General features: G+C 42.6%; 18 protein-coding genes. 11 read left to right on the plus strand and 7 right to left on the minus strand.

From position 1 onward, the window contains the following. Nucleotides 1-261: 261 nt before the first annotated feature. The 5 genes from CO230_RS03095 to mutY all read right to left on the minus strand — a co-directional run bounded on the left by CO230_RS03095 (nucleotide 262) and on the right by mutY (nucleotide 6,335). Nucleotides 262-1,626: a peptidylprolyl isomerase gene (locus tag CO230_RS03095; RefSeq protein WP_122027260.1), complete on the minus strand. Its 1,365-nt coding sequence runs from the start codon at nucleotides 1,624-1,626 to the stop codon at nucleotides 262-264. Nucleotides 1,627-1,692: 66 nt separating this feature from the next. Further along, a complete protein-coding gene (locus tag CO230_RS03100) occupies nucleotides 1,693-3,519 on the minus strand; it encodes a hypothetical protein (protein ID WP_122027261.1) in 1,827 nt (608 codons plus the stop codon). A gap of 45 nt (nucleotides 3,520-3,564) precedes the next feature. Continuing rightward, the gene (locus CO230_RS03105; RefSeq protein ID WP_122027262.1) at nucleotides 3,565-4,485 is read right to left on the minus strand and encodes a PfkB family carbohydrate kinase; all 921 of its coding nucleotides are present in this window, start codon (nucleotides 4,483-4,485) and stop codon (nucleotides 3,565-3,567) included. A 37-nt stretch (nucleotides 4,486-4,522) separates the two neighbouring features. Continuing rightward, nucleotides 4,523-5,080 (minus strand): gliding motility lipoprotein GldD, encoded by a 558-nt coding sequence (gldD, locus tag CO230_RS03110; protein ID WP_122027263.1) that lies wholly within the window; start codon nucleotides 5,078-5,080, stop codon nucleotides 4,523-4,525. Between the two features lie 214 nt (nucleotides 5,081-5,294). Then, the gene (gene mutY, locus CO230_RS03115; protein WP_122027264.1) at nucleotides 5,295-6,335 is read right to left on the minus strand and encodes an A/G-specific adenine glycosylase; all 1,041 of its coding nucleotides are present in this window, start codon (nucleotides 6,333-6,335) and stop codon (nucleotides 5,295-5,297) included. Between the two features lie 47 nt (nucleotides 6,336-6,382). Here mutY and CO230_RS03120 point away from each other — a divergent pair, with 47 nt between their 5' ends. The 6 genes from CO230_RS03120 (at nucleotide 6,383) to CO230_RS03145 (ending at nucleotide 11,250) form a co-directional block, all read left to right on the plus strand. Next, complete coding sequence (locus CO230_RS03120; protein WP_122027265.1) at nucleotides 6,383-6,673, plus strand: HU family DNA-binding protein; 291 nt, start codon at nucleotides 6,383-6,385, stop codon at nucleotides 6,671-6,673. 405 nt (nucleotides 6,674-7,078) lie between these two features. Then, nucleotides 7,079-8,638: a ribonuclease E/G gene (locus CO230_RS03125; protein ID WP_122027266.1), complete on the plus strand. Its 1,560-nt coding sequence runs from the start codon at nucleotides 7,079-7,081 to the stop codon at nucleotides 8,636-8,638. Nucleotides 8,639-8,786: 148 nt separating this feature from the next. After that, the gene (locus tag CO230_RS03130) at nucleotides 8,787-9,416 is read left to right on the plus strand and encodes an NUDIX hydrolase (protein WP_122027267.1); all 630 of its coding nucleotides are present in this window, start codon (nucleotides 8,787-8,789) and stop codon (nucleotides 9,414-9,416) included. 25 nt (nucleotides 9,417-9,441) lie between these two features. After that, nucleotides 9,442-10,242, plus strand: a complete 801-nt coding sequence (locus CO230_RS03135; RefSeq protein WP_122027268.1) for a lysophospholipid acyltransferase family protein — start codon at nucleotides 9,442-9,444, stop codon at nucleotides 10,240-10,242. A gap of 19 nt (nucleotides 10,243-10,261) precedes the next feature. Continuing rightward, nucleotides 10,262-10,705 (plus strand): hypothetical protein, encoded by a 444-nt coding sequence (locus tag CO230_RS03140; protein ID WP_122027269.1) that lies wholly within the window; start codon nucleotides 10,262-10,264, stop codon nucleotides 10,703-10,705. Next, nucleotides 10,705-11,250: a hypothetical protein gene (locus CO230_RS03145; protein WP_122027270.1), complete on the plus strand. Its 546-nt coding sequence runs from the start codon at nucleotides 10,705-10,707 to the stop codon at nucleotides 11,248-11,250. Before CO230_RS03140 ends, CO230_RS03145 begins: the two co-directional genes overlap by 1 nt. A 58-nt stretch (nucleotides 11,251-11,308) precedes the next feature. Here the strand turns inward: CO230_RS03145 and rpsO are convergent, their stop codons facing one another. Continuing rightward, complete coding sequence (gene rpsO, locus CO230_RS03150) at nucleotides 11,309-11,578, minus strand: 30S ribosomal protein S15 (protein WP_122027271.1); 270 nt, start codon at nucleotides 11,576-11,578, stop codon at nucleotides 11,309-11,311. A 173-nt stretch (nucleotides 11,579-11,751) separates the two neighbouring features. Here rpsO and CO230_RS03155 point away from each other — a divergent pair, with 173 nt between their 5' ends. From CO230_RS03155 to CO230_RS03165, 3 genes are all read left to right on the plus strand, one after another. Then, nucleotides 11,752-12,300, plus strand: coding sequence for a pyruvate decarboxylase (locus CO230_RS03155; protein WP_122027272.1), 549 nt, complete (start codon nucleotides 11,752-11,754; stop codon nucleotides 12,298-12,300). A gap of 96 nt (nucleotides 12,301-12,396) precedes the next feature. Then, nucleotides 12,397-13,716 (plus strand): magnesium transporter, encoded by a 1,320-nt coding sequence (mgtE, locus tag CO230_RS03160; protein WP_122027273.1) that lies wholly within the window; start codon nucleotides 12,397-12,399, stop codon nucleotides 13,714-13,716. A 1-nt stretch (nucleotide 13,717) separates the two neighbouring features. Further along, nucleotides 13,718-14,443: a helical backbone metal receptor gene (locus tag CO230_RS03165; RefSeq protein ID WP_122027274.1), complete on the plus strand. Its 726-nt coding sequence runs from the start codon at nucleotides 13,718-13,720 to the stop codon at nucleotides 14,441-14,443. A gap of 28 nt (nucleotides 14,444-14,471) precedes the next feature. Here CO230_RS03165 and dapA read toward each other — a convergent pair whose 3' ends face one another. Next, nucleotides 14,472-15,344, minus strand: a complete 873-nt coding sequence (gene dapA, locus CO230_RS03170; protein WP_122027275.1) for a 4-hydroxy-tetrahydrodipicolinate synthase — start codon at nucleotides 15,342-15,344, stop codon at nucleotides 14,472-14,474. A gap of 108 nt (nucleotides 15,345-15,452) precedes the next feature. On the opposite strand from dapA, the gene CO230_RS03175 reads away from it, so the two are divergent. Together CO230_RS03175 and CO230_RS03180 are read left to right on the plus strand one after the other, a co-directional pair. Continuing rightward, complete coding sequence (locus CO230_RS03175) at nucleotides 15,453-16,208, plus strand: 5'-nucleotidase C-terminal domain-containing protein (RefSeq protein ID WP_122027276.1); 756 nt, start codon at nucleotides 15,453-15,455, stop codon at nucleotides 16,206-16,208. Nucleotides 16,209-16,213: 5 nt separating this feature from the next. Further along, on the plus strand, nucleotides 16,214-17,164 hold the full coding sequence (locus CO230_RS03180; protein ID WP_122027277.1) for a bifunctional metallophosphatase/5'-nucleotidase: 951 nt from the start codon (nucleotides 16,214-16,216) through the stop codon (nucleotides 17,162-17,164). The last annotated feature ends 5 nt before the right edge of the window (nucleotides 17,165-17,169 follow it).

Consider the following 17,169-nt stretch of genomic DNA (forward strand, 5'->3'; position numbering starts at 1 on the left):
AGAGGCGAGAGGCAAGAGGCGAGATTCAAGAGTCGAGAGGCGAGATTCAAGAAGCGAGAGGCAAGGAAAAAGTGAAGGAAATTTCGGGATGTGGTTGTAGGGATTGCTTCGCTGCGCTCGCAAGGAAGATTTGCGTGGTTGTTGGGGGTTGCTTCGCTGCGCTCGCAATGACGGTTGTTAGAGGTTGCTTCGCTGCGCTCGCAATGATGCGTTGCACTCGCAATGATACAAAAAATCTCCGCCGAGGCAGAGATTTATATTTTAGTTGGTGGCGGTTGTTTTTCGCCAGTCGGTTTTGAAGGTGCAGGTCTTATAACGATCATTGATCGAGATAAAGACGTTGGGTAGTTTTTCCTTTACCCATTGCTCTACCATTTCGTTTTTCTTTTTGTTGAGGGCGAGTTGCTTGATGCGGTCATAATCGGTGGTAATGTCTAAACGGTGTGCCGCAATTACATCATCTACCTTTACGATGCTTACCACTTTTCGGTCGCGTGTGGTGTCCTGAAAGACATCGGTAATATCACCTTTATTCAAACCTGCTATTTGGTAAGAAATAGTTGGCGGAAGATCTAGTTTTTCGATACGGTCGGTACCATCTTCAGCGGTAAGGATTCCGGCGTTGAATTTCGTCTGTTTGTCATCAGAAAACCGGAAAGCAGCTTCTTTGAAAGTGAGTTTACCATCCATGATCAGCGTTCGGATGCTGTCGAGTTCTTTACGGGCGGTCGCGATCTCGTCTGCGTTTGGTTCCGCTTTCAGAAGGATGTGGCGGGCATCGTACATCTTACCGCTTTTCTTGACGAGCTGAATCAGGTGGTAACCGAATTCTGATTCTACAGGTTCTGAAAGTTCGCCTTCCTGAAGGTTCAGGGCAGCGGCTTCGAAGGGTTTCACCATTTTACCGCGACCTATATTGGTATATAAACCGCCATTTGCTGCGGAGCCGGGGTCTTCGGAATAGATACGTGCCTGACTTTCAAAGGATTCGCCGGCGAGGATGTCTTGTTTTATCTTGTTTAGACGTGCAATGATTTCCGCCTTGTGCGCATCGGTGAGTTTCGGATACATGGTGATCTGCGAAAGGCTAACCTCGTCCTTTACTTCGGGTAACTGATAGCGGTAGATGTTGAAAAAATCGGTCACTTCATTGGGAGTAACATCGGCTTTTTCGGTAATTCTGCCGTACTTCATCTGTCCGTAATAGTTGTCAGTATCTATTTTTTCGATGGCATTCCTCATCTCGTAAGATGTACGGAATTTATAGGAAGAAAGCATTGTTTTTTCATCCGGAAACTGGCTTAGGATCTGATTGTATTTCTGGGTGGCATTTTCTTTAATGGCAGCAGAGCGGTTTTCAATCAGTGTATCTCTTTTAGCTTCGTAGATGAGGAGTTTATTGTTAATGATGCTTTCTACAAATTCGCAGCGGTCTGCCACGCTGGCTCCTTGCTGTTGCGCATAATTGGCCTGTTCTTCAATATCTGACTCCAAAATAATTTCATCACCTACTACCACGGCAATCCCGTCAACCAGATCGCCGGATTTTAGCTGGGCATTCATTTTCAGACCAAATAGGGTAAAAATAAACGTGGTAAGAAGTGCGAATTTCAGGTGCTTGTTCATTATCTGTTTTTTAACGATTTGCAAAATTATCATTCTGGGTGATATAAGCTGCATATTTTATTATAATTATTTCTTAAAGTTCTTTTCGAGATCGGCCATGAACTGTGGTTCGATTACGATGGATGTTTTGGCTTCCTGCAGTGCGATGATCTCGCGGAGTTTCTGTTCTGTTACGGCGTCTTTCAGCATCGCGGCAGCTTCTTTTTCCGTCATTTGGGTAGGAGGCAGCAAGTTATCAATGGCGATCAGCAGCGTACGCTGTTCCATCTTCGTTTGGTGTACGCCGGGTGCGAAGGGTACTTTGTATTTGGTGAAAATATCTGCATCTTCGCTCATTTCGCCTTGTTCAAAATGTACCAGGATCTGTTTCTGCTCGTTCATTTTGCCATAATATTTGGCAGATAGCGCTTCCCAGTTCTTCGGGCTTTTCATTTCCTTTCTGATGTTGCCGGCAAGTTTGTCATCCGCAATAATGGCTACACGCCCCTGAGCACGTTTCCCCCACTGATATTTAGACTTGTTGTTCTGATATTGTTCGCTAAGCCATTCCGGATGTTTCGCAATTTCTTCATTCAGGTATTTTGAGAATACATAATCCGAGAAAAGCACTTTTTTAAACTCATTGAGTTCTTTTCTGATCTGTGGCTGGTTTGTAAAATCTTCGCTGTAAAAACTCATCAGATGTTTTGTCTGAAGACCTGTTAAAGCTTCATCCCAAAGCGCAGGTGAAAGTTTTGAGGCCTCGGTTTTTTTATCACCGATAAGCTGCCGAATGTCGTTCGCCGTTATTTTACGGTTGCGGTACTGATATAGCGTTGTAGTGCCTTTTGCCGCTTCAAAATTCTGATAAGATTTCTTCGCTTGCTGAAACTCGGGATATTCTTTGTAGGTAGGGTCAGATTTTACGTAGGCCAGCATCTTGTCCTGTAGGTTTTCGTTATACAGTGATGCGCTGAGCTCTCGCAGGAAAAAGTCTCGGTTTGCTTCCGTAAGTATATACGGCTCGATGTTGTAAATATGAAATACAAAATAGCTGTCACCAAAAAGTATGGGCTCGGACGTGTAGTAGTCTTTCTTCTGCCCTTTGAAAAGCGTGTAGACTTCAGCAGGCAGGGTAGGAGAACCCATCACGATGCCGCCGTTTTCCTTCTCGTGCTCGTTGGCACCATAGGTTTTTGCTATTTCCTGGAAAGGTTTCCCTGCTTTTAAGTCGGTGTAGATCTTATTTTTCGTGGTTTCGGCATTGGCATCATTCGGATAGGAAATGGTACCGAACACGATATATCCCAAACTTGGTCTGGAGCTTAATACTTTGGCAAAGGCAACATAACCGGGTTTGTCAATAAGCTTTGTGTAGCTGTTTGGTGCAAGCGATTTTAGTTCCTGGTAAAGATTGCTGTCTATACTACCAGGTTTTATAAACAGGGGTTTTGCGCTGTTCTTTGTGTATTTCGACAGTGCTTCTTCCATGGTTAACTTACCATTTCTCACCTCATTGTAAACCTGCAGATAGTTATTTTTATCGCCCTGTGTTTTTTGCACGAGAAAAATCTGGACTTCTTTTTCCGTGAGGTTATCCTTCATGAAATCATTGAGGACAGGATCCACCACTGCTTTGGGATAGAAGTGCTGCTCGCGAAGATCAGCCTCTTTTTCCATCATTTTTTCACGGAAAGAGGCGATGGTATCTGCTTTTTTATCGGCCGCAAACTGCTGCAGCAAGATAAAATCTTTCGTAGCACGCAGGGTTTTCGCTATCCCGTTGTGCTGTAATCCGTATTGGTATTCTTTTTTAAAATCGGCCAGCGAAATACTGTCTTTACCAATCGCCATGTATTGTGCCTGAAGCATGGCTATGCCCAAAAGCGCTATAGTGGAAAGTGTTTTTCTCATGGAAGAAATCTGTGTCTAAATTTTGTTGGAAGAAGGTCGAAAAAGTTACACTTCAACTTCAAATGAAGTAAGTTCTTTAAATTCCTGAATTCGGGCATTCATCTCTGCCTCTGTTACCTGCTGAAGGCGCTCGGTCCCGAATTTCTCAACAGTAAATGATGCCATGGCCGACCCAATGATTAATGCTGATTTCATAGTTTCAAAGCTGAAATCTCCTTTTTTAGCCAGATAAGATGCAAACCCGCCAGCGAAAGTATCGCCCGCGCCCGTTGGGTCGAAAACTTCTTCAAGCAGTAACGCCGGAATGGCAAATACTTTACCCGCATGGAAGAGCAGTGCGCCGTGTTCGCCTTTTTTAATGATGACGTATTTTGGGCCCATCGCATGAATTTTTTTGGCTGCCTTGATTAAAGAGTATTCGCCTGAAAGCTGCCGTGCTTCCTCATCGTTGATGGTGATGACGTCGGTTTTAGCAATCATTTCAAGCAGGATGTCCCACGCAGTGTCCATCCAGAAATTCATAGTGTCGAGGATGACCAGTTTCGGGCGGTTATTCATCTTTTCGAGTACGGAAAGCTGAACACCGGGGTGCAGGTTGCCTAACATCAGGATTTCGGCATCCTGCATGGAGTCTGGTATCTTCGGCTCGAAATTCTCCAGCACGTTCACTTCTGTCACCAAGGTATCGCGGGAGTTGAGGTCGTTATGGTAACGGCCACTCCAGAAAAACGTTTTACCGTCTTTCACTATTTCAATACCTTCCACATTCACGCCTCTGTGGGTAAGCTTGTTAAGGTCTTCCTGTGGGAAATCGCCGCCTACTACCGATACGATGCCGGATTTTACATTAAGGATGGAAGCCGCGATGCCAATATAGGTAGCGGCTCCGCCTAATATTTTATCTGTTTTTCCGAAAGGAGTCTCAATGGCGTCGAATGCGACAGAACCAACAACTAAAAGTTTCATTGATAAGGTTTTATTTATTTAAAATGTATTTGAAGGATTATTGCTTCCACTCGAAAGTATCAATTAAATGAAGCAAATCTTTTTTTATGTATTCTACCGCAGGCTTCAGCGAGTCGGGCTTTGGCCGGGAGTTGAAGTAGAGGTTGGCGGTGACATAATGCCGGGTGGAATCTGTCACGAAAAACTGTAGGTTAGAAGCGGTTGGCCCCTGAAGTTCGTAAAAGTTGCCGAAAACCTGCCGCCCCGGATAGCTGAAAGATTTGGTGTCGATGGAGCTGGCTTTGATGGTATGTTCATACACCATTTTTTCCGATTCTTTTACGTGTAAGGCAAAATCATTTTTTATCGGGAAATAGGTGATGAAGACACGCGCGTTCATTTCCGGATAATTAATGTAATACCAACAGTTGTTTTTCGCGTTGATGATCTCTGCAAAGGCTGAATGCTCAAATGTAAATCCGCAGGGGGATGTATATTTTACATACTTAGCCGCCGGATACTCTAACCGAAGTTCACCCGTAGGTTTGGGCTGTGGCTCTTCACCACATGATAACATGCCAAATCCTAAAAAAGTGAAAATGAGTTTTTTAAACATGCCGCAAAAATACAAATTTGATTCGAGATATTTATCCTGTGTTACAGGCGAAAACAATGGTGTTTTCTGTAAAAAAAAGGGTTTGGAAAAGAAGATTTAGGAATCCGAGGTTTTTTAGGTATCAATCATTTAATTCTACAGGATTCCTAAACCCGTGAATAACAGTTTTTGGGTTTTAAACTGTTGTCTGTTAGAGTGTTTGGATGTGGAAATGTTAAAAATAATCCCCCAGGTCATTCAAATAATTTTCGAGCGGTTTCGGGAAAGACTTCATCGCAGCTTCGGCCAAGGTAGAAACAATGAAGTTTTCTTTCTGCGCTAGTTCCGTCAGTATGGTGGTTTCCGGAAGTTCTACTTTATATATATGTATCGTTAAATTTCTATGCGTTAATTTATGAAGAGATTTGTTTTCTGTGGTAATGTACTTCTTCAGTTCTTCGGGTGTTGTATTGGGGAATTCATACAATTTCTTCCAGATGTCATCTTCGCCACGCTGTCTGATGAGGAACTTTTCGTCAGCGGTCACAAAATAATAACTGAGTGTAAAATCCTGCACTTTCTGTTTCTTCGTTTTCACAGGATAATCTTGTACTTTGCCGGTTTGGAAAGCCAGACATTCCTTATTTAAAGGACAATCTATGCAAAGTGGGTTCCGTGGGCGGCAGATGGCAGAACCTAAATCCATCATGGCTTCATTGAAAGTACCACCTTTACCTTCAGGCATCATCCTTAAAGCCAATGACGAGAAATACCCAAAAGCACTGGAACTTGAAATATCAAAACCATCAGCAAATACACGCGACAAAACCCTGTAGAAATTACCGTCCACCGCGGGGATATGCGCGCCGAAGCAAATGCTGGATATGGCAGCGGCCGTGTATTTGCCAACGCCTTTAAGTGCCAGGATCTCATCATAATTTTGTGGGAACTCTCCTTTATGCTGTTCCAGTATTTGCTGGGCTGCCTTATGAAGATTCAGCGCACGGGAGTAATAACCAAGTCCTTTCCAGTATAATAATACCTCATCAGTGGGGGCGGCAGCCAGGGTTTGTACATTCGGGAAGCGTGCTATGAAATTGCGGTAATGCTGTAAACCCTGTTCAATACGGGTTTGTTGGAAGATGATTTCGCAGATCCATATTTTATAAGGATCACGGGTTTGCCGAAACGGGAGGTCCCTGCCATGCAGGCCGTACCAGGCCAAGAGTTTCTCACCAACGTGAAGAAAATCAGCATTTTGTTTTTTACTTGTCAAAAAATGTTGTTATATTTGCACACCAAAAATATAAATAAATAAAGGAAATGACAAAGGCAGAATTGGTGAGTACCATCTCGAATAAATTGGGGACTGAAAAGAATGAAACTCAGAAGGTTGTAGAGGCATTCATGCAGGAGATCAGAACTTCAATGTATAATGGCGACAATGTTTATTTAAGAGGCTTTGGCTCATTCATCATCAAAACTAGGGCTGCAAAAACGGGAAGAAATATTTCTAAGAACACAGCAATTGAAATCCCGGCTCACAATATTCCGGCTTTTAAACCATCAAAAACTTTTGTAGAGAAAGTAAAAACCAAAGTAGCGGTAAAATAATAAACTCAAAGAAAATATAAGTAACAAATCAAAAATTTTTAAATTATGCCAAGCGGAAAAAAAAGAAAAAGACACAAGGTTGCTACTCACAAAAGAAAAAAAAGAAGAAGAGCGAACAGACATAAGAAAAAATAATCTGTTCACGATTTACCATATAACAATATAGTTGGTGTTTTTATATTTCATAAATTTCACCGACTATATTTTTGTTTTAACCAAGACCTATAACTGCCGTTATAAAACTACAACAAGAGCATCGCGCTCTGTTTTTTGTTTTTAGCGTAAAGCGCAGTAGCAAACGATCTTATTTTATAAGTACGACATCCTATGATTTTAAAAAAGACCTGCGAACACCTACAAATAGTGGCTATCTCTGCAAAAATCAGTTAATCCCCTTAGTACACAATGAAGAAAGAATTAATTATTTCACATGAAGATGAAAGCTCGAAAATAGCGCTGCTGGAAGACGGCCGCCTCTTCGAGCTACATGAGCAGGAAGATAAAAGCGATTTTGTGGTGGGCGATTTATTCATTGGGCGGGTTAAGAAGCTCGCGCCGAACCTTAATGCAGCCTTCGTAAGCATTGGCTATGAAAAAGATGCCTTTCTGCATTATCAGGATCTGGGACCGCAGTTCCTGACGTATAAGAAATTTCTGAAAGACACCGTATCGAAAAAGCAAAGCTCTTCGTCCCTCAAGAATTTTGAAATTCAGCCTGAAATAAATAAAAACGGACTGATAGACAAAGTGGTGGCCAAGGACGACAGTGTAATTCTGCAAATCACCAAAGAGCCAATTTCTACCAAAGGACCACGGATTTCCACGCAGATCTCCCTTACCGGGCGCTTCCTAGTACTCATCCCTTTCGATAAAAGCGTCTCCATATCCAAAAAAATAGGCAGCGCCGAAGAGCGCGAACGCCTGCGCACCCTTATCGAAAGCATTAAGCCTGAAGGTTTCGGGGTAATCATCCGTACGGTTGCCGAAGGTAAAAAAGTCGCGGAACTGCATAACGACATGAATCAGCTTGTGCAGAAATGGGAAACCGCCTTCAAAAATCTTCAGAAAAACAAAGTACCCAGCCGCGTCCTAAGCGAGGAAGATAAAGCCTCGGCCATCCTGCGCGATAATTTTAATGCAGATTTTGTTTCCATCATTTGTGATGATGAGCAGATGGTAAGCGATATGCGTGCTTATCTGGAAGTTATTGCCCCTGAGCGTAAAAATATTGTTCAGTTTTACGACAAGCCGATCCCTTTGATGGAATATTATAATGTTGAAAAACAACTGAAACAGAGTTTCGGTAAACACGTCAACATCCCCGGTTCCAAAGGTGCTTATCTGGTGATTGAACATACAGAGGCGCTGCATGTGGTAGATGTAAACTCGGGCAACAATATTACCTCCGGCGGTACTGCCAGTAAAGAGCACGCCCTGCATGTGAACAAGATGGCAGCGACCGAAATTGCACGCCAACTGCGTTTACGCGACATGGGAGGCATTATTGTAGTCGATTTTATTGATATGGTGAATCCGGATCACCGCCGCGAGCTGTATGAACATCTAAAAAAAGAAATGAGCCGCGACAAGGCCCGTCACAAGATTCTGCCACCAAGCAAATTCGGGCTTATACAGATGACGCGCCAGCGTACACGCCCCGAAAAGCAGATAGAAACAAAAGAAGAAAACCCCAACGCGGACGGGGAAATCCTGGCCCCGATTGTAGTGGTTGAAAGAATGGAAGAAATGCTGCGCTCCATCATTCAAAAAGAAAAAGGCAAAATCTTCCTCCACGTACATCCTTTTGTGGAAGCCTATCTAACCAAAGGAATTATGAGTATCCAAACCAAATGGTACATGCGATACAAAAAGTGGGTGACCATCATACCCCGCGACTCCTTTAAATATCTGGAGTATAAAATCATCAATGCCAACAAAGAGGAACTGATGAGTTATTCTAACTAAAAAATGTTCAACACACCTTCTTACAGTCAAACAGCTACTCCCGGCATCAAAGTCGGGGGTTTTTATTTTCCTACAACGGCAAAAAGTTGATTTTAAATTTAACGTTCCTTTAAAACATTATCCATCTGCCATTTCTTACATTTGAGGTATGGAAATGCATGGCAGAGATTTAATAAAAAAAATTCAGCAGGCAGAACTGGAGGGTGAAAACGCGCACGCCATCTATTCGCCACCCTACCGCCCAGTGCTGTCTTACGATGAAATTCTTGCTAAAAACCCCAAATTCGCTGCGGTAAACATCCTGCTTTACCTGAAAGATGACGAATGGTATTTCCCGTTAATCGTGAGAAGTACCAATGAGCGCGACCGGCACAGTGGCCAAATCTCTTTGCCCGGCGGCAAGCACGAGCCAACCGACCGGGATTTTCAGGATACCGCCCGCCGCGAAACTTCGGAAGAATTAGGCCTTGAAGAGCATTACATCCGTATCATTCGCGAAATGTCGCCCATGTACATACCGCCAAGCAACTTTTATGTACGTCCGTTTATTTCATATACCAAAAAGAATCCGGCATTTGTGCTGCAGGAATCCGAGGCTGTGGAACTGATAGAATTTCCGGTCTCATCAATCCTGGATCTTACGACCGAGCCTGTGCTGAAAGTGCTGCCAAGCTCGCGGGGTGTGGAGGTTCCGGTGATTGATTTCAATGGTTATCTGATCTGGGGAGCCACTTCGATGATCCTGAATGAGTTCAGTAATGTGATGAAAAAATTGTAAATTCGCAACTTATGTTTTAATGATAATGGCGAAGAAAAATATTTTCACCGATGCGTTTGGCAACCTTTATTTCCTGAAGCGGATTATTATTTTTGTGCTCGGGATCGTATCTTACAGAAGGTTCAACGGCTTCAACAAACTGAAAATCTCCGGCGCGGAAAATCTCGTGGATCTGCCAGACTCCAACGTGCTGTTTGTCTCGAACCATCAGACTTATTTTGCTGACGTGGCGGCGATGTATCACGCGTTTTGCGCGGTGAACAATGGTTATCTGAATACCATTAAAAACCCGGTATATCTGCTGAATCCGAAGGTAGATTTTTATTATGTAGCCGCCGAGGAAACCATGAATAAGGGATTGATGACCAAAATATTCAAGTTGGCTGGTGCTGTTACGGTAAAAAGGACTTGGCGTTCTGAAGGAGCCAATGTCAACCGTCTGGTGGATCTTACAGAAGTGGAAAACATCATGAAAGCACTTGATAACGGCTGGGTGATCACCTTTCCCCAAGGCACAACTTCCGCTTTTGCACAGGGCAGGAAAGGGACTGCTAAACTGGTGAAAAATCAGCGCCCGATTGTGATTCCTATTAAAATTAACGGTTTCCGCAGGGCTTTCGATAAAAAAGGTCTGCGTGTAAAGGTAACCGGGGTGAAGCCAACCATGGAATTTAAGAAGCCACTGGATATTGATTACGATAATGACGACGCCCAAACCATCCTCAATAAAATAATGGTCGCCATAGAACAGACAGAAGAGTTCAACCTCCTGCACGATTACGACCAGGAACTTAAAGCCCAGAAATCTGAAGATACATTACCCTAGAATCATCAAAAATCCCCGAATGAAAAGATTTATTGCATTATGTATTTTTGTAGTGCTTACCGCATGCAATTCGCAAAAGAAATATACTGATTTCGATTACAGTTACTCGCGCAGCGGCGGTGTGCAACCGATATACGAAAACCTGCTTATTAAAGGCAGAAACGCACATTATTCTTACGAAGGACAAGGCAAGAAGGTGAAAAAAGACTTTAAGTTAACGCCAGAAGACCTGCAAAAGATTGAAACTGTGCTGAAGCAAAATAACTTCCGCATGATTCAGGAAGATTATAAAAAGCTATACGACCATATAGCCACCTCCATCAACGTGAAAAAAGGCTCGGAGTCGGCCAGTAAATCAGATGCTTCGCTTATCATGGTGCAAGACCAGCAACGTTGGGATAATGTAGTAAGTGTTTTCCGGCAAATCACTGATGCTAATATCAACCAGAATTCCGCTAAATAATGACTTCATTTGGAACAAATCCGGATACATCGGTTAAAACAAGGGTCTTCATTGCGACTTCGTTCCCCCAAATTACGGAACTTCTTTCGCAGACGCTTAAGTTTCATGGTAAAGAAGCTTTCTTTACTTCAGGATACCCAGCAGAAACAGACTCACGAAGTGATTTTTTAGTATTGCAAACTTCAGAACTGAAATTGGCAGCCGATTTCAAACCGAATATTGTTTTGCTTACTTCAGAGGTTTCAGAGGACGAATTATATACAGTAGCGCAAAATATCACCCCCGGCGGTGTTTTCATTTTTCCCGAAAACCTGCTTGAACAGGCAGAGAATATACAAAATTTCTTTAGAAGAATGCCCTATTCACCTATGAAGACCAATGTTGTGAACGGTGAAGTATCAGTTATAACGGCCATGGGAGATTTGCCGCTGAAACTTCAGCACCCTGATTCGGTTTTACATCTACAGGGGATGCAGCTGTTGGCGCAACAATTTGGGATCATGGAAGAAGCGTTTTATGAAGCCTTGTTAGAGCTTTATTATTAACTTTTTGCAAACAAAAAAGCAATCCCGAAGGATTGCTTTAATTTTTAAGAACTTAAGATTATTTTCTAAGACCTAATTCAGCAATAATAGCTCTGTATCTTGTAATATCTTTTTTCTTCAGATAGTCTAGTAGGGCTTTTCTTTTACCTACAAGCGCTACCAATGAACGCTCTGTGGCGTAATCTTTGTGGTTCTTCTTAAGGTGTTGAGATAAGTGGTTGATCCTGTAAGTGAAAAGGGCAACTTGTCCTTCAGCGCTTCCAGTGTCTGCATCAGACTTTCCGTGTTTTGCGAAGATTTCTTTCTTCTTGTCAGTAGTTAAGTACATTCCAATATTATTTAATGATTATTATGTAACGGCTGCAAAATTACAACAAAACACTGTAACCGGCAACTTATATTTTTCTAAATAAACAACAACTCCATATTGATGTTAAAAAAATCTTAAAATTAACATCGGAAATTGCAAATATGGCTGTATTTTTGCAATACTTTTTTATAATGAAGAAAATCTATTTATTCGCTTTTGCGCTTGGGACTTTTATATTCATCACCGGCTGCCAGTCTGTGCAGGCGCAGAAGAGTGATTCTGCAAAAATTTCCAAAACACCCACCATCATTTATTTCAATCCCACTGTTTTCCCGGATATTGAAGAGATTAAAGAACCGACGTATTCAGCCTTTTTTTCAGCCTTAGCAGAAGGTTTGCAGGGCAACAGAAGTTATCATATGCTCCGCGTAGATGCCAATATGGCTTTTGACTCTGTAAATACCCCATCGGTAAAGGAATATTGTACCCACAACAACGCGACATTTGCGGTTGTCCCGAACGTGAAGTATTTTAAAGTAGGCTTTGGGAAATATGTGTTTTCTAATCAGGTGGTCGTGAGTATGAAGTTGTACGACGCACACGGCAACCTGCTGTCCGAAACCGATTATGATACTTATAAAAAGAATGCGAGACTGCTTGGCTCAGCCGAAAATTCTGTAAAAATCGGTACGCAGGGTGCTATGAAACTGATGAGTAAAAACCTTCGCAAGATCAAATAATTCTCGTTCGCAGACCCCTTTATTCCCTTATAGCAGCGTTATTGTCGGGCATTTTAAGTTTTTTTGAGTTATTTTTGCATTGATTAATGTAAAACAGTGGATACTCAGGAACTTATTTTCAATCCCGCAGATATAGCAGAAACCCTCAGCGAGCTTCATGTGAACGAGCGTGTACTGGCATTTCTAAAAGTTCCGAAGCAGTACAAAGCAGAAGTTTTTTCGCACCTTGATCCCGATTTTCAGGAAGAAACCATCCGTAGTATCGGCAGTGAGGAAGTTTCTGAAATCCTGAACGCGATGACACCCGATGACCGTACCGCGCTTTTCGAGGATTTCCCTGATGAATTAATTAAATATTCCATTAACCATCTAAACCCGCAGGAAAGACGCATTGCCCTGAAATTATTGGGTTACGATTCCGATTCCATTGCGCGTTTGATGACGCCTTATTATATCCAAATCAGGAAAGAGTGGACGGTGAAACGCTGTCTGCAGCAAATTAAAAAAGTCGGTAAAAAGATGGAGACCATGAACCATCTTTATGTAGTGGATGAACGCAACCAACTGATAGATGATATTGCCATTGGGTCGCTTTTGTTGGCAGAAGAAGATACCCTGATCTCCGAACTTACCGATAACCATTTCGTAGCGATTACTACCACCACGTCAAAAGAGGATGCGGTGCAGTATTTCGAAAAATACGACAGAACAGCACTGCCGATTATTACTGAAGCTGGTGTGCTGGTGGGTATCGTAACCATTGATGACATCCTCGATCAGATTGAGCAGCAAAATACCGAAGATATTCAGAAATTCGGGGGTATGGAAGCGTTAGATGAGCCTTACCGCCAAACGCACTGGTTCGAGATGATTAAGAAGCGTGGTTTCTGGCTGATCCTGCTGTTCTTTTTTCAACTTTTAACGGCTTCCGCGATGGGATATTTTGAAGATGAAATTCAAAAGGCAGTGGTGCTTACCCTCTTTGTGCCTCTAATTATTTCAAGTGGGGGCAATACTGGTTCGCAGGCGGCAACACTCATCATCAGGGCAATGGCGCTGCAGGAAATCACTGTGAAAGATTGGTGGCTGGTCATTAAAAAGGAATTGCTCACCGGTTTTTTTCTCGGCGGAATACTTGGGATTTTAGGCTTCCTGCGGATTTTTGCATGGCAATATTTCGGTTGGTTTAATTACGGAGAATATTGGGCTTTCATTGGGCTCAGCGTAGGGTTTTCGCTGATGATGATTGTCATGTGGGGCACATTATCGGGTTCGATGGTGCCCTTTGTCCTGAAGAGATTCAATCTCGATCCCGCCACTTCCTCCGCGCCATTTGTGGCAACTTTAGTGGATGTTACGGGGCTTGTGATTTACTTCACACTTGCCGGACTTTTATTAACGGGTAAATTATTGTAGCATGAGGCTGATTTCACTGGTTCCGAGTATCACTGAAACACTTTTCGATCTCGGCGTGCCGGTGTCACAGGTCGTGGGCAGAACCAAATTCTGTATCCATCCGCAAGATCAGGTGAAAAATACAGCAATTGTTGGGGGAACTAAAAACCTGAATATTACTAAGATAAAAACCCTGAAACCCGATCTCATCATTGCAAATAAAGAAGAAAACTCCAAAGAACAGATTCTTGAACTTCAAAAGGATTTTAAGGTGATGGTGACAGCCATTTCTACCTTAGAAGACAATTACTATCTACTGAAGAATCTCGGGAATTTGTTGGGGAAAACTGAAATGGCGCAGCATTTCAATCTGAAGATTTATGAAATATTCCAAAATATTCCGGCTGGAAGCTATAAAAAGTGCGCTTATCTGATCTGGAGAAAACCTTATATGACTGTAGGTTCAGATACTTTTATTCATGAAATCCTGTCCCAACTCGGTTTTGAAAATATCTTTAAAAGTCATCGCAGGTATCCTGAAGTAGTTACGGAAGATCTAAAAGACGCTGCGTATATTTTTCTTTCAAGTGAGCCTTATCCTTTTTCAAAGAAACATGCCGAAGAACTTCAGCGAGCGTTGCCCGACGCTAAAATTGTATTGGTAGATGGTGAAGCGTTTTCGTGGTACGGTACACACTTGGCGAAATGCGAGAACTATTTCCGTCACTTAATAGCCGAATGTAGATAAAAAAGGCCTCTTCCGAAGCCTTTAATTATCATATTTTTGCCATTTCAGCCTTTATTTTTTCCTGTAAACAAGTAGTCGCTGCTACCAGTGGAAGACGCAGATGGTTCTTGATGATGCCTTTTTCCGCAAGCACTGTTTTAATCCCTGCCGGATTTCCTTCAGCAAAGATCAGGCGTGTAATCTCTACCAGCTTGTTGTGTATTTCGTAAGCTTCTTTTACCTTACCTTCAAAGGCCAGCTTCAGCATGGTTGAGAATTCTTTCGGATAGCCTTGCCCGATAACCGAAATAACGCCGTTTCCGCCAGCTAATGTTACCGGAAGCGTAAATTCATCATCTCCGGAAACCAGTTCGAAATGCTGAGGTTTCAACCTTAAAATATCGAAATACTGTAGTATATTCGGTGCGGCCTCTTTAATCATCATCAGATTGGGGAATTCTTCTGCAAGCCGAAGGGTAGTTGCGGCTTCAATGTTTTGTCCGGTTCTGGAAGGTACATTATAGATAATGATTTTTTTGCCGGTTTCAGCCAGCACTTTATAATGCTGGTAAATCCCTTCCTGATTTGGGCGGTTATAATAAGGCGATACAGACAGTATAGCTTCGAAGGCAGACAGATCGGTCTCTTCAATCTGTTTCTTTACTTCGTAGGTATTGTTCCCGCCGATGCCCAAAACCAATGGCAGCCGCCCATCATTCACTTTGATGATATGTTCGGTAACCTGTGTCCTTTCCTGCGCAGAAAGCGTGGCTGCCTCGGCAGTAGTCCCCAAAACCACCAGGTAATGGGTGCCGTTTTCTATATTATAATTTACCAATTGCGTAAGTGAATCGAAATCTACCGATAAATCTTCGTTAAATGGGGTGACCAATGCAACCCCCAGGCCTTTTAAAATGCTCATTTTTGTTGTATTAGTGTTTCAAAAATACAAAATTAACTCAGAGATTGACGAAAAAAGATCAGCACTTTATATTCATATCTTTATATTTGCAAAAAGAGATTTTATCCCATGAAGAACAGATTTTTGCTGCTCGCTGTAGCATGCTGGCTGGTAACTTCCTGCAAAACGCCGCTGACGGTAGTGCAGATAGCTTCCGAAAAAAACATTGCCCTTACGGCTGACCTGCCGGAAGATGCTACCTTTAAAAATGTGATTGAGCCCTACAAGATAGAGGTGGAAGGAAAGATGAATAAGAAAATTTCCTACACGGCCATAGAACTGAACAAACAAGGCGATAACAGCAATCTCGGTAACTTGCTGGCCGATTATACCTTTGAAGGCGCCGATATGTGGGCAAAACAAAACGGGATAGGCGGAGTGGATGCGGCAGTGATCAACATCGGCGGGATACGCTCCATCATCGGGGCAGGCGACATTCTTACAAAACATGTGTACGAGGTAATGCCCTTTGAAAACGAGGTCGTCATCGTAAAATTGAAAGGTGAGGATCTTGATGGCCTCTTTGAATATTATCTGAAAACCCAGAGAAACAACCCTGTATCACATCTTTACATTGAAACCAATGAGGACAAAGTGACAAAGAAACTCATCAATGGGAAAGAGGTAGATAAAAACCGCGATTATTATATCGCTACGTCCGATTATTTGGCGTTGGGCGGTGATAACATGACTTATTTTGGCAAAGGAGAGATGATTTCTACAGGGATTCGCCTACGTGAACTTTTTATGGAAAAATTTATGGCCAGTCCACAGATTACAGCGCCAAGCGACATCCGCCTGAATTTCAAAAACAAAAAAAACTAAGCCTGATGGACAGAAAAAACTTCCTGAAAACAGTTGGTGCGGGCGCACTTGGCCTTTCATTAACGCCAAATTTGCTCTCAGCACGTCCGCTGGACATCTTATCAAAACCCACGGAAACCAAACTTACCATACTCCATACCAACGATCAGCACAGCCGTATAGAGCCTTTCGACGCAAGTTACTCGCGTAATCCCAACCAGGGCGGTTTTGCGAGGCGGGCAGCTTTAATTCAGAAGATCAGGCAGCAGGAGCAGAATGTATTGTTGCTGGATGCGGGTGATATTTTTCAGGGAACCCCGTATTTTAATTTTTTTGGTGGCGAGTTGGAGTTCAAACTCATGTCCATGATGGGTTATGATGCGGCAACAATGGGGAACCATGATTTTGATAACGGTTTGGAAGGCTTTAAAAAAGTGTTGCCAAACGCCAAATTCCCTTTCATCTGCTCAAATTATGATTTTGAGGATACCATTCTTGAGGGTCTTACTGTTCCTTATAAAATATTTAATAAGAACGGCATCAAAGTCGGTCTTATAGGTGTCGGTATTGAACTGGAAGGTCTGGTAGGCAAAAAAAGCTACGGCGAAACCGAATACGAAGATCCCATAGAAGTGGCGGAACATTACGCCAAATTGCTGCGCGAAGATAAAAAATGCGACCTTGTAATATGCCTTTCGCATCTTGGGTATGAGTTCCGCGATAATCCTAAAAAAGTTTCCGATAAGATATTGGCCGCTAAAACCTCTGGGATAGATCTTATTCTGGGAGGTCATACGCATACCTTCTTGCCGGAGCCACAGCATTTCATCAATAAAAACGGGCGGAATGTACTGGTAAATCAGGTAGGCTGGGCCGGGTTACTGCTCGGTAAAATTGATTTCTACTTCGACAGGAATAAGAAAATTAAGAATATCACCTGGCAAAACCAAGTGATAGATGACCGTATTATTGTGTAAGAACC

Origin of the sequence: Chryseobacterium sp. 6424, from assembly GCF_003692615.1 — a bacterium.
GTDB lineage: Bacteria > Bacteroidota > Bacteroidia > Flavobacteriales > Weeksellaceae > Kaistella.

What these genes read in the sequence shown, in the direction of transcription:
- CO230_RS03095 (WP_122027260.1), bottom strand. Translation starts at nt 1,626, where the DNA reads ATGAACAAGCACCTGAAATTCGCACTTCTTACCACGTTTATTTTTACC.
- CO230_RS03100 (WP_122027261.1), bottom strand. Translation starts at nt 3,519, where the DNA reads ATGAGAAAAACACTTTCCACTATAGCGCTTTTGGGCATAGCCATGCTT.
- CO230_RS03105 (WP_122027262.1), bottom strand. Translation starts at nt 4,485, where the DNA reads ATGAAACTTTTAGTTGTTGGTTCTGTCGCATTCGACGCCATTGAGACT.
- gldD (WP_122027263.1), bottom strand. Translation starts at nt 5,080, where the DNA reads ATGTTTAAAAAACTCATTTTCACTTTTTTAGGATTTGGCATGTTATCA.
- CO230_RS03120 (WP_122027265.1), top strand. Translation starts at nt 6,383, where the DNA reads ATGACAAAGGCAGAATTGGTGAGTACCATCTCGAATAAATTGGGGACT.
- CO230_RS03125 (WP_122027266.1), top strand. Translation starts at nt 7,079, where the DNA reads ATGAAGAAAGAATTAATTATTTCACATGAAGATGAAAGCTCGAAAATA.
- CO230_RS03130 (WP_122027267.1), top strand. Translation starts at nt 8,787, where the DNA reads ATGGAAATGCATGGCAGAGATTTAATAAAAAAAATTCAGCAGGCAGAA.
- CO230_RS03135 (WP_122027268.1), top strand. Translation starts at nt 9,442, where the DNA reads ATGGCGAAGAAAAATATTTTCACCGATGCGTTTGGCAACCTTTATTTC.
- CO230_RS03140 (WP_122027269.1), top strand. Translation starts at nt 10,262, where the DNA reads ATGAAAAGATTTATTGCATTATGTATTTTTGTAGTGCTTACCGCATGC.
- CO230_RS03145 (WP_122027270.1), top strand. Translation starts at nt 10,705, where the DNA reads ATGACTTCATTTGGAACAAATCCGGATACATCGGTTAAAACAAGGGTC.
- rpsO (WP_122027271.1), bottom strand. Translation starts at nt 11,578, where the DNA reads ATGTACTTAACTACTGACAAGAAGAAAGAAATCTTCGCAAAACACGGA.
- CO230_RS03155 (WP_122027272.1), top strand. Translation starts at nt 11,752, where the DNA reads ATGAAGAAAATCTATTTATTCGCTTTTGCGCTTGGGACTTTTATATTC.
- CO230_RS03165 (WP_122027274.1), top strand. Translation starts at nt 13,718, where the DNA reads ATGAGGCTGATTTCACTGGTTCCGAGTATCACTGAAACACTTTTCGAT.
- dapA (WP_122027275.1), bottom strand. Translation starts at nt 15,344, where the DNA reads ATGAGCATTTTAAAAGGCCTGGGGGTTGCATTGGTCACCCCATTTAAC.
- CO230_RS03175 (WP_122027276.1), top strand. Translation starts at nt 15,453, where the DNA reads ATGAAGAACAGATTTTTGCTGCTCGCTGTAGCATGCTGGCTGGTAACT.
- CO230_RS03180 (WP_122027277.1), top strand. Translation starts at nt 16,214, where the DNA reads ATGGACAGAAAAAACTTCCTGAAAACAGTTGGTGCGGGCGCACTTGGC.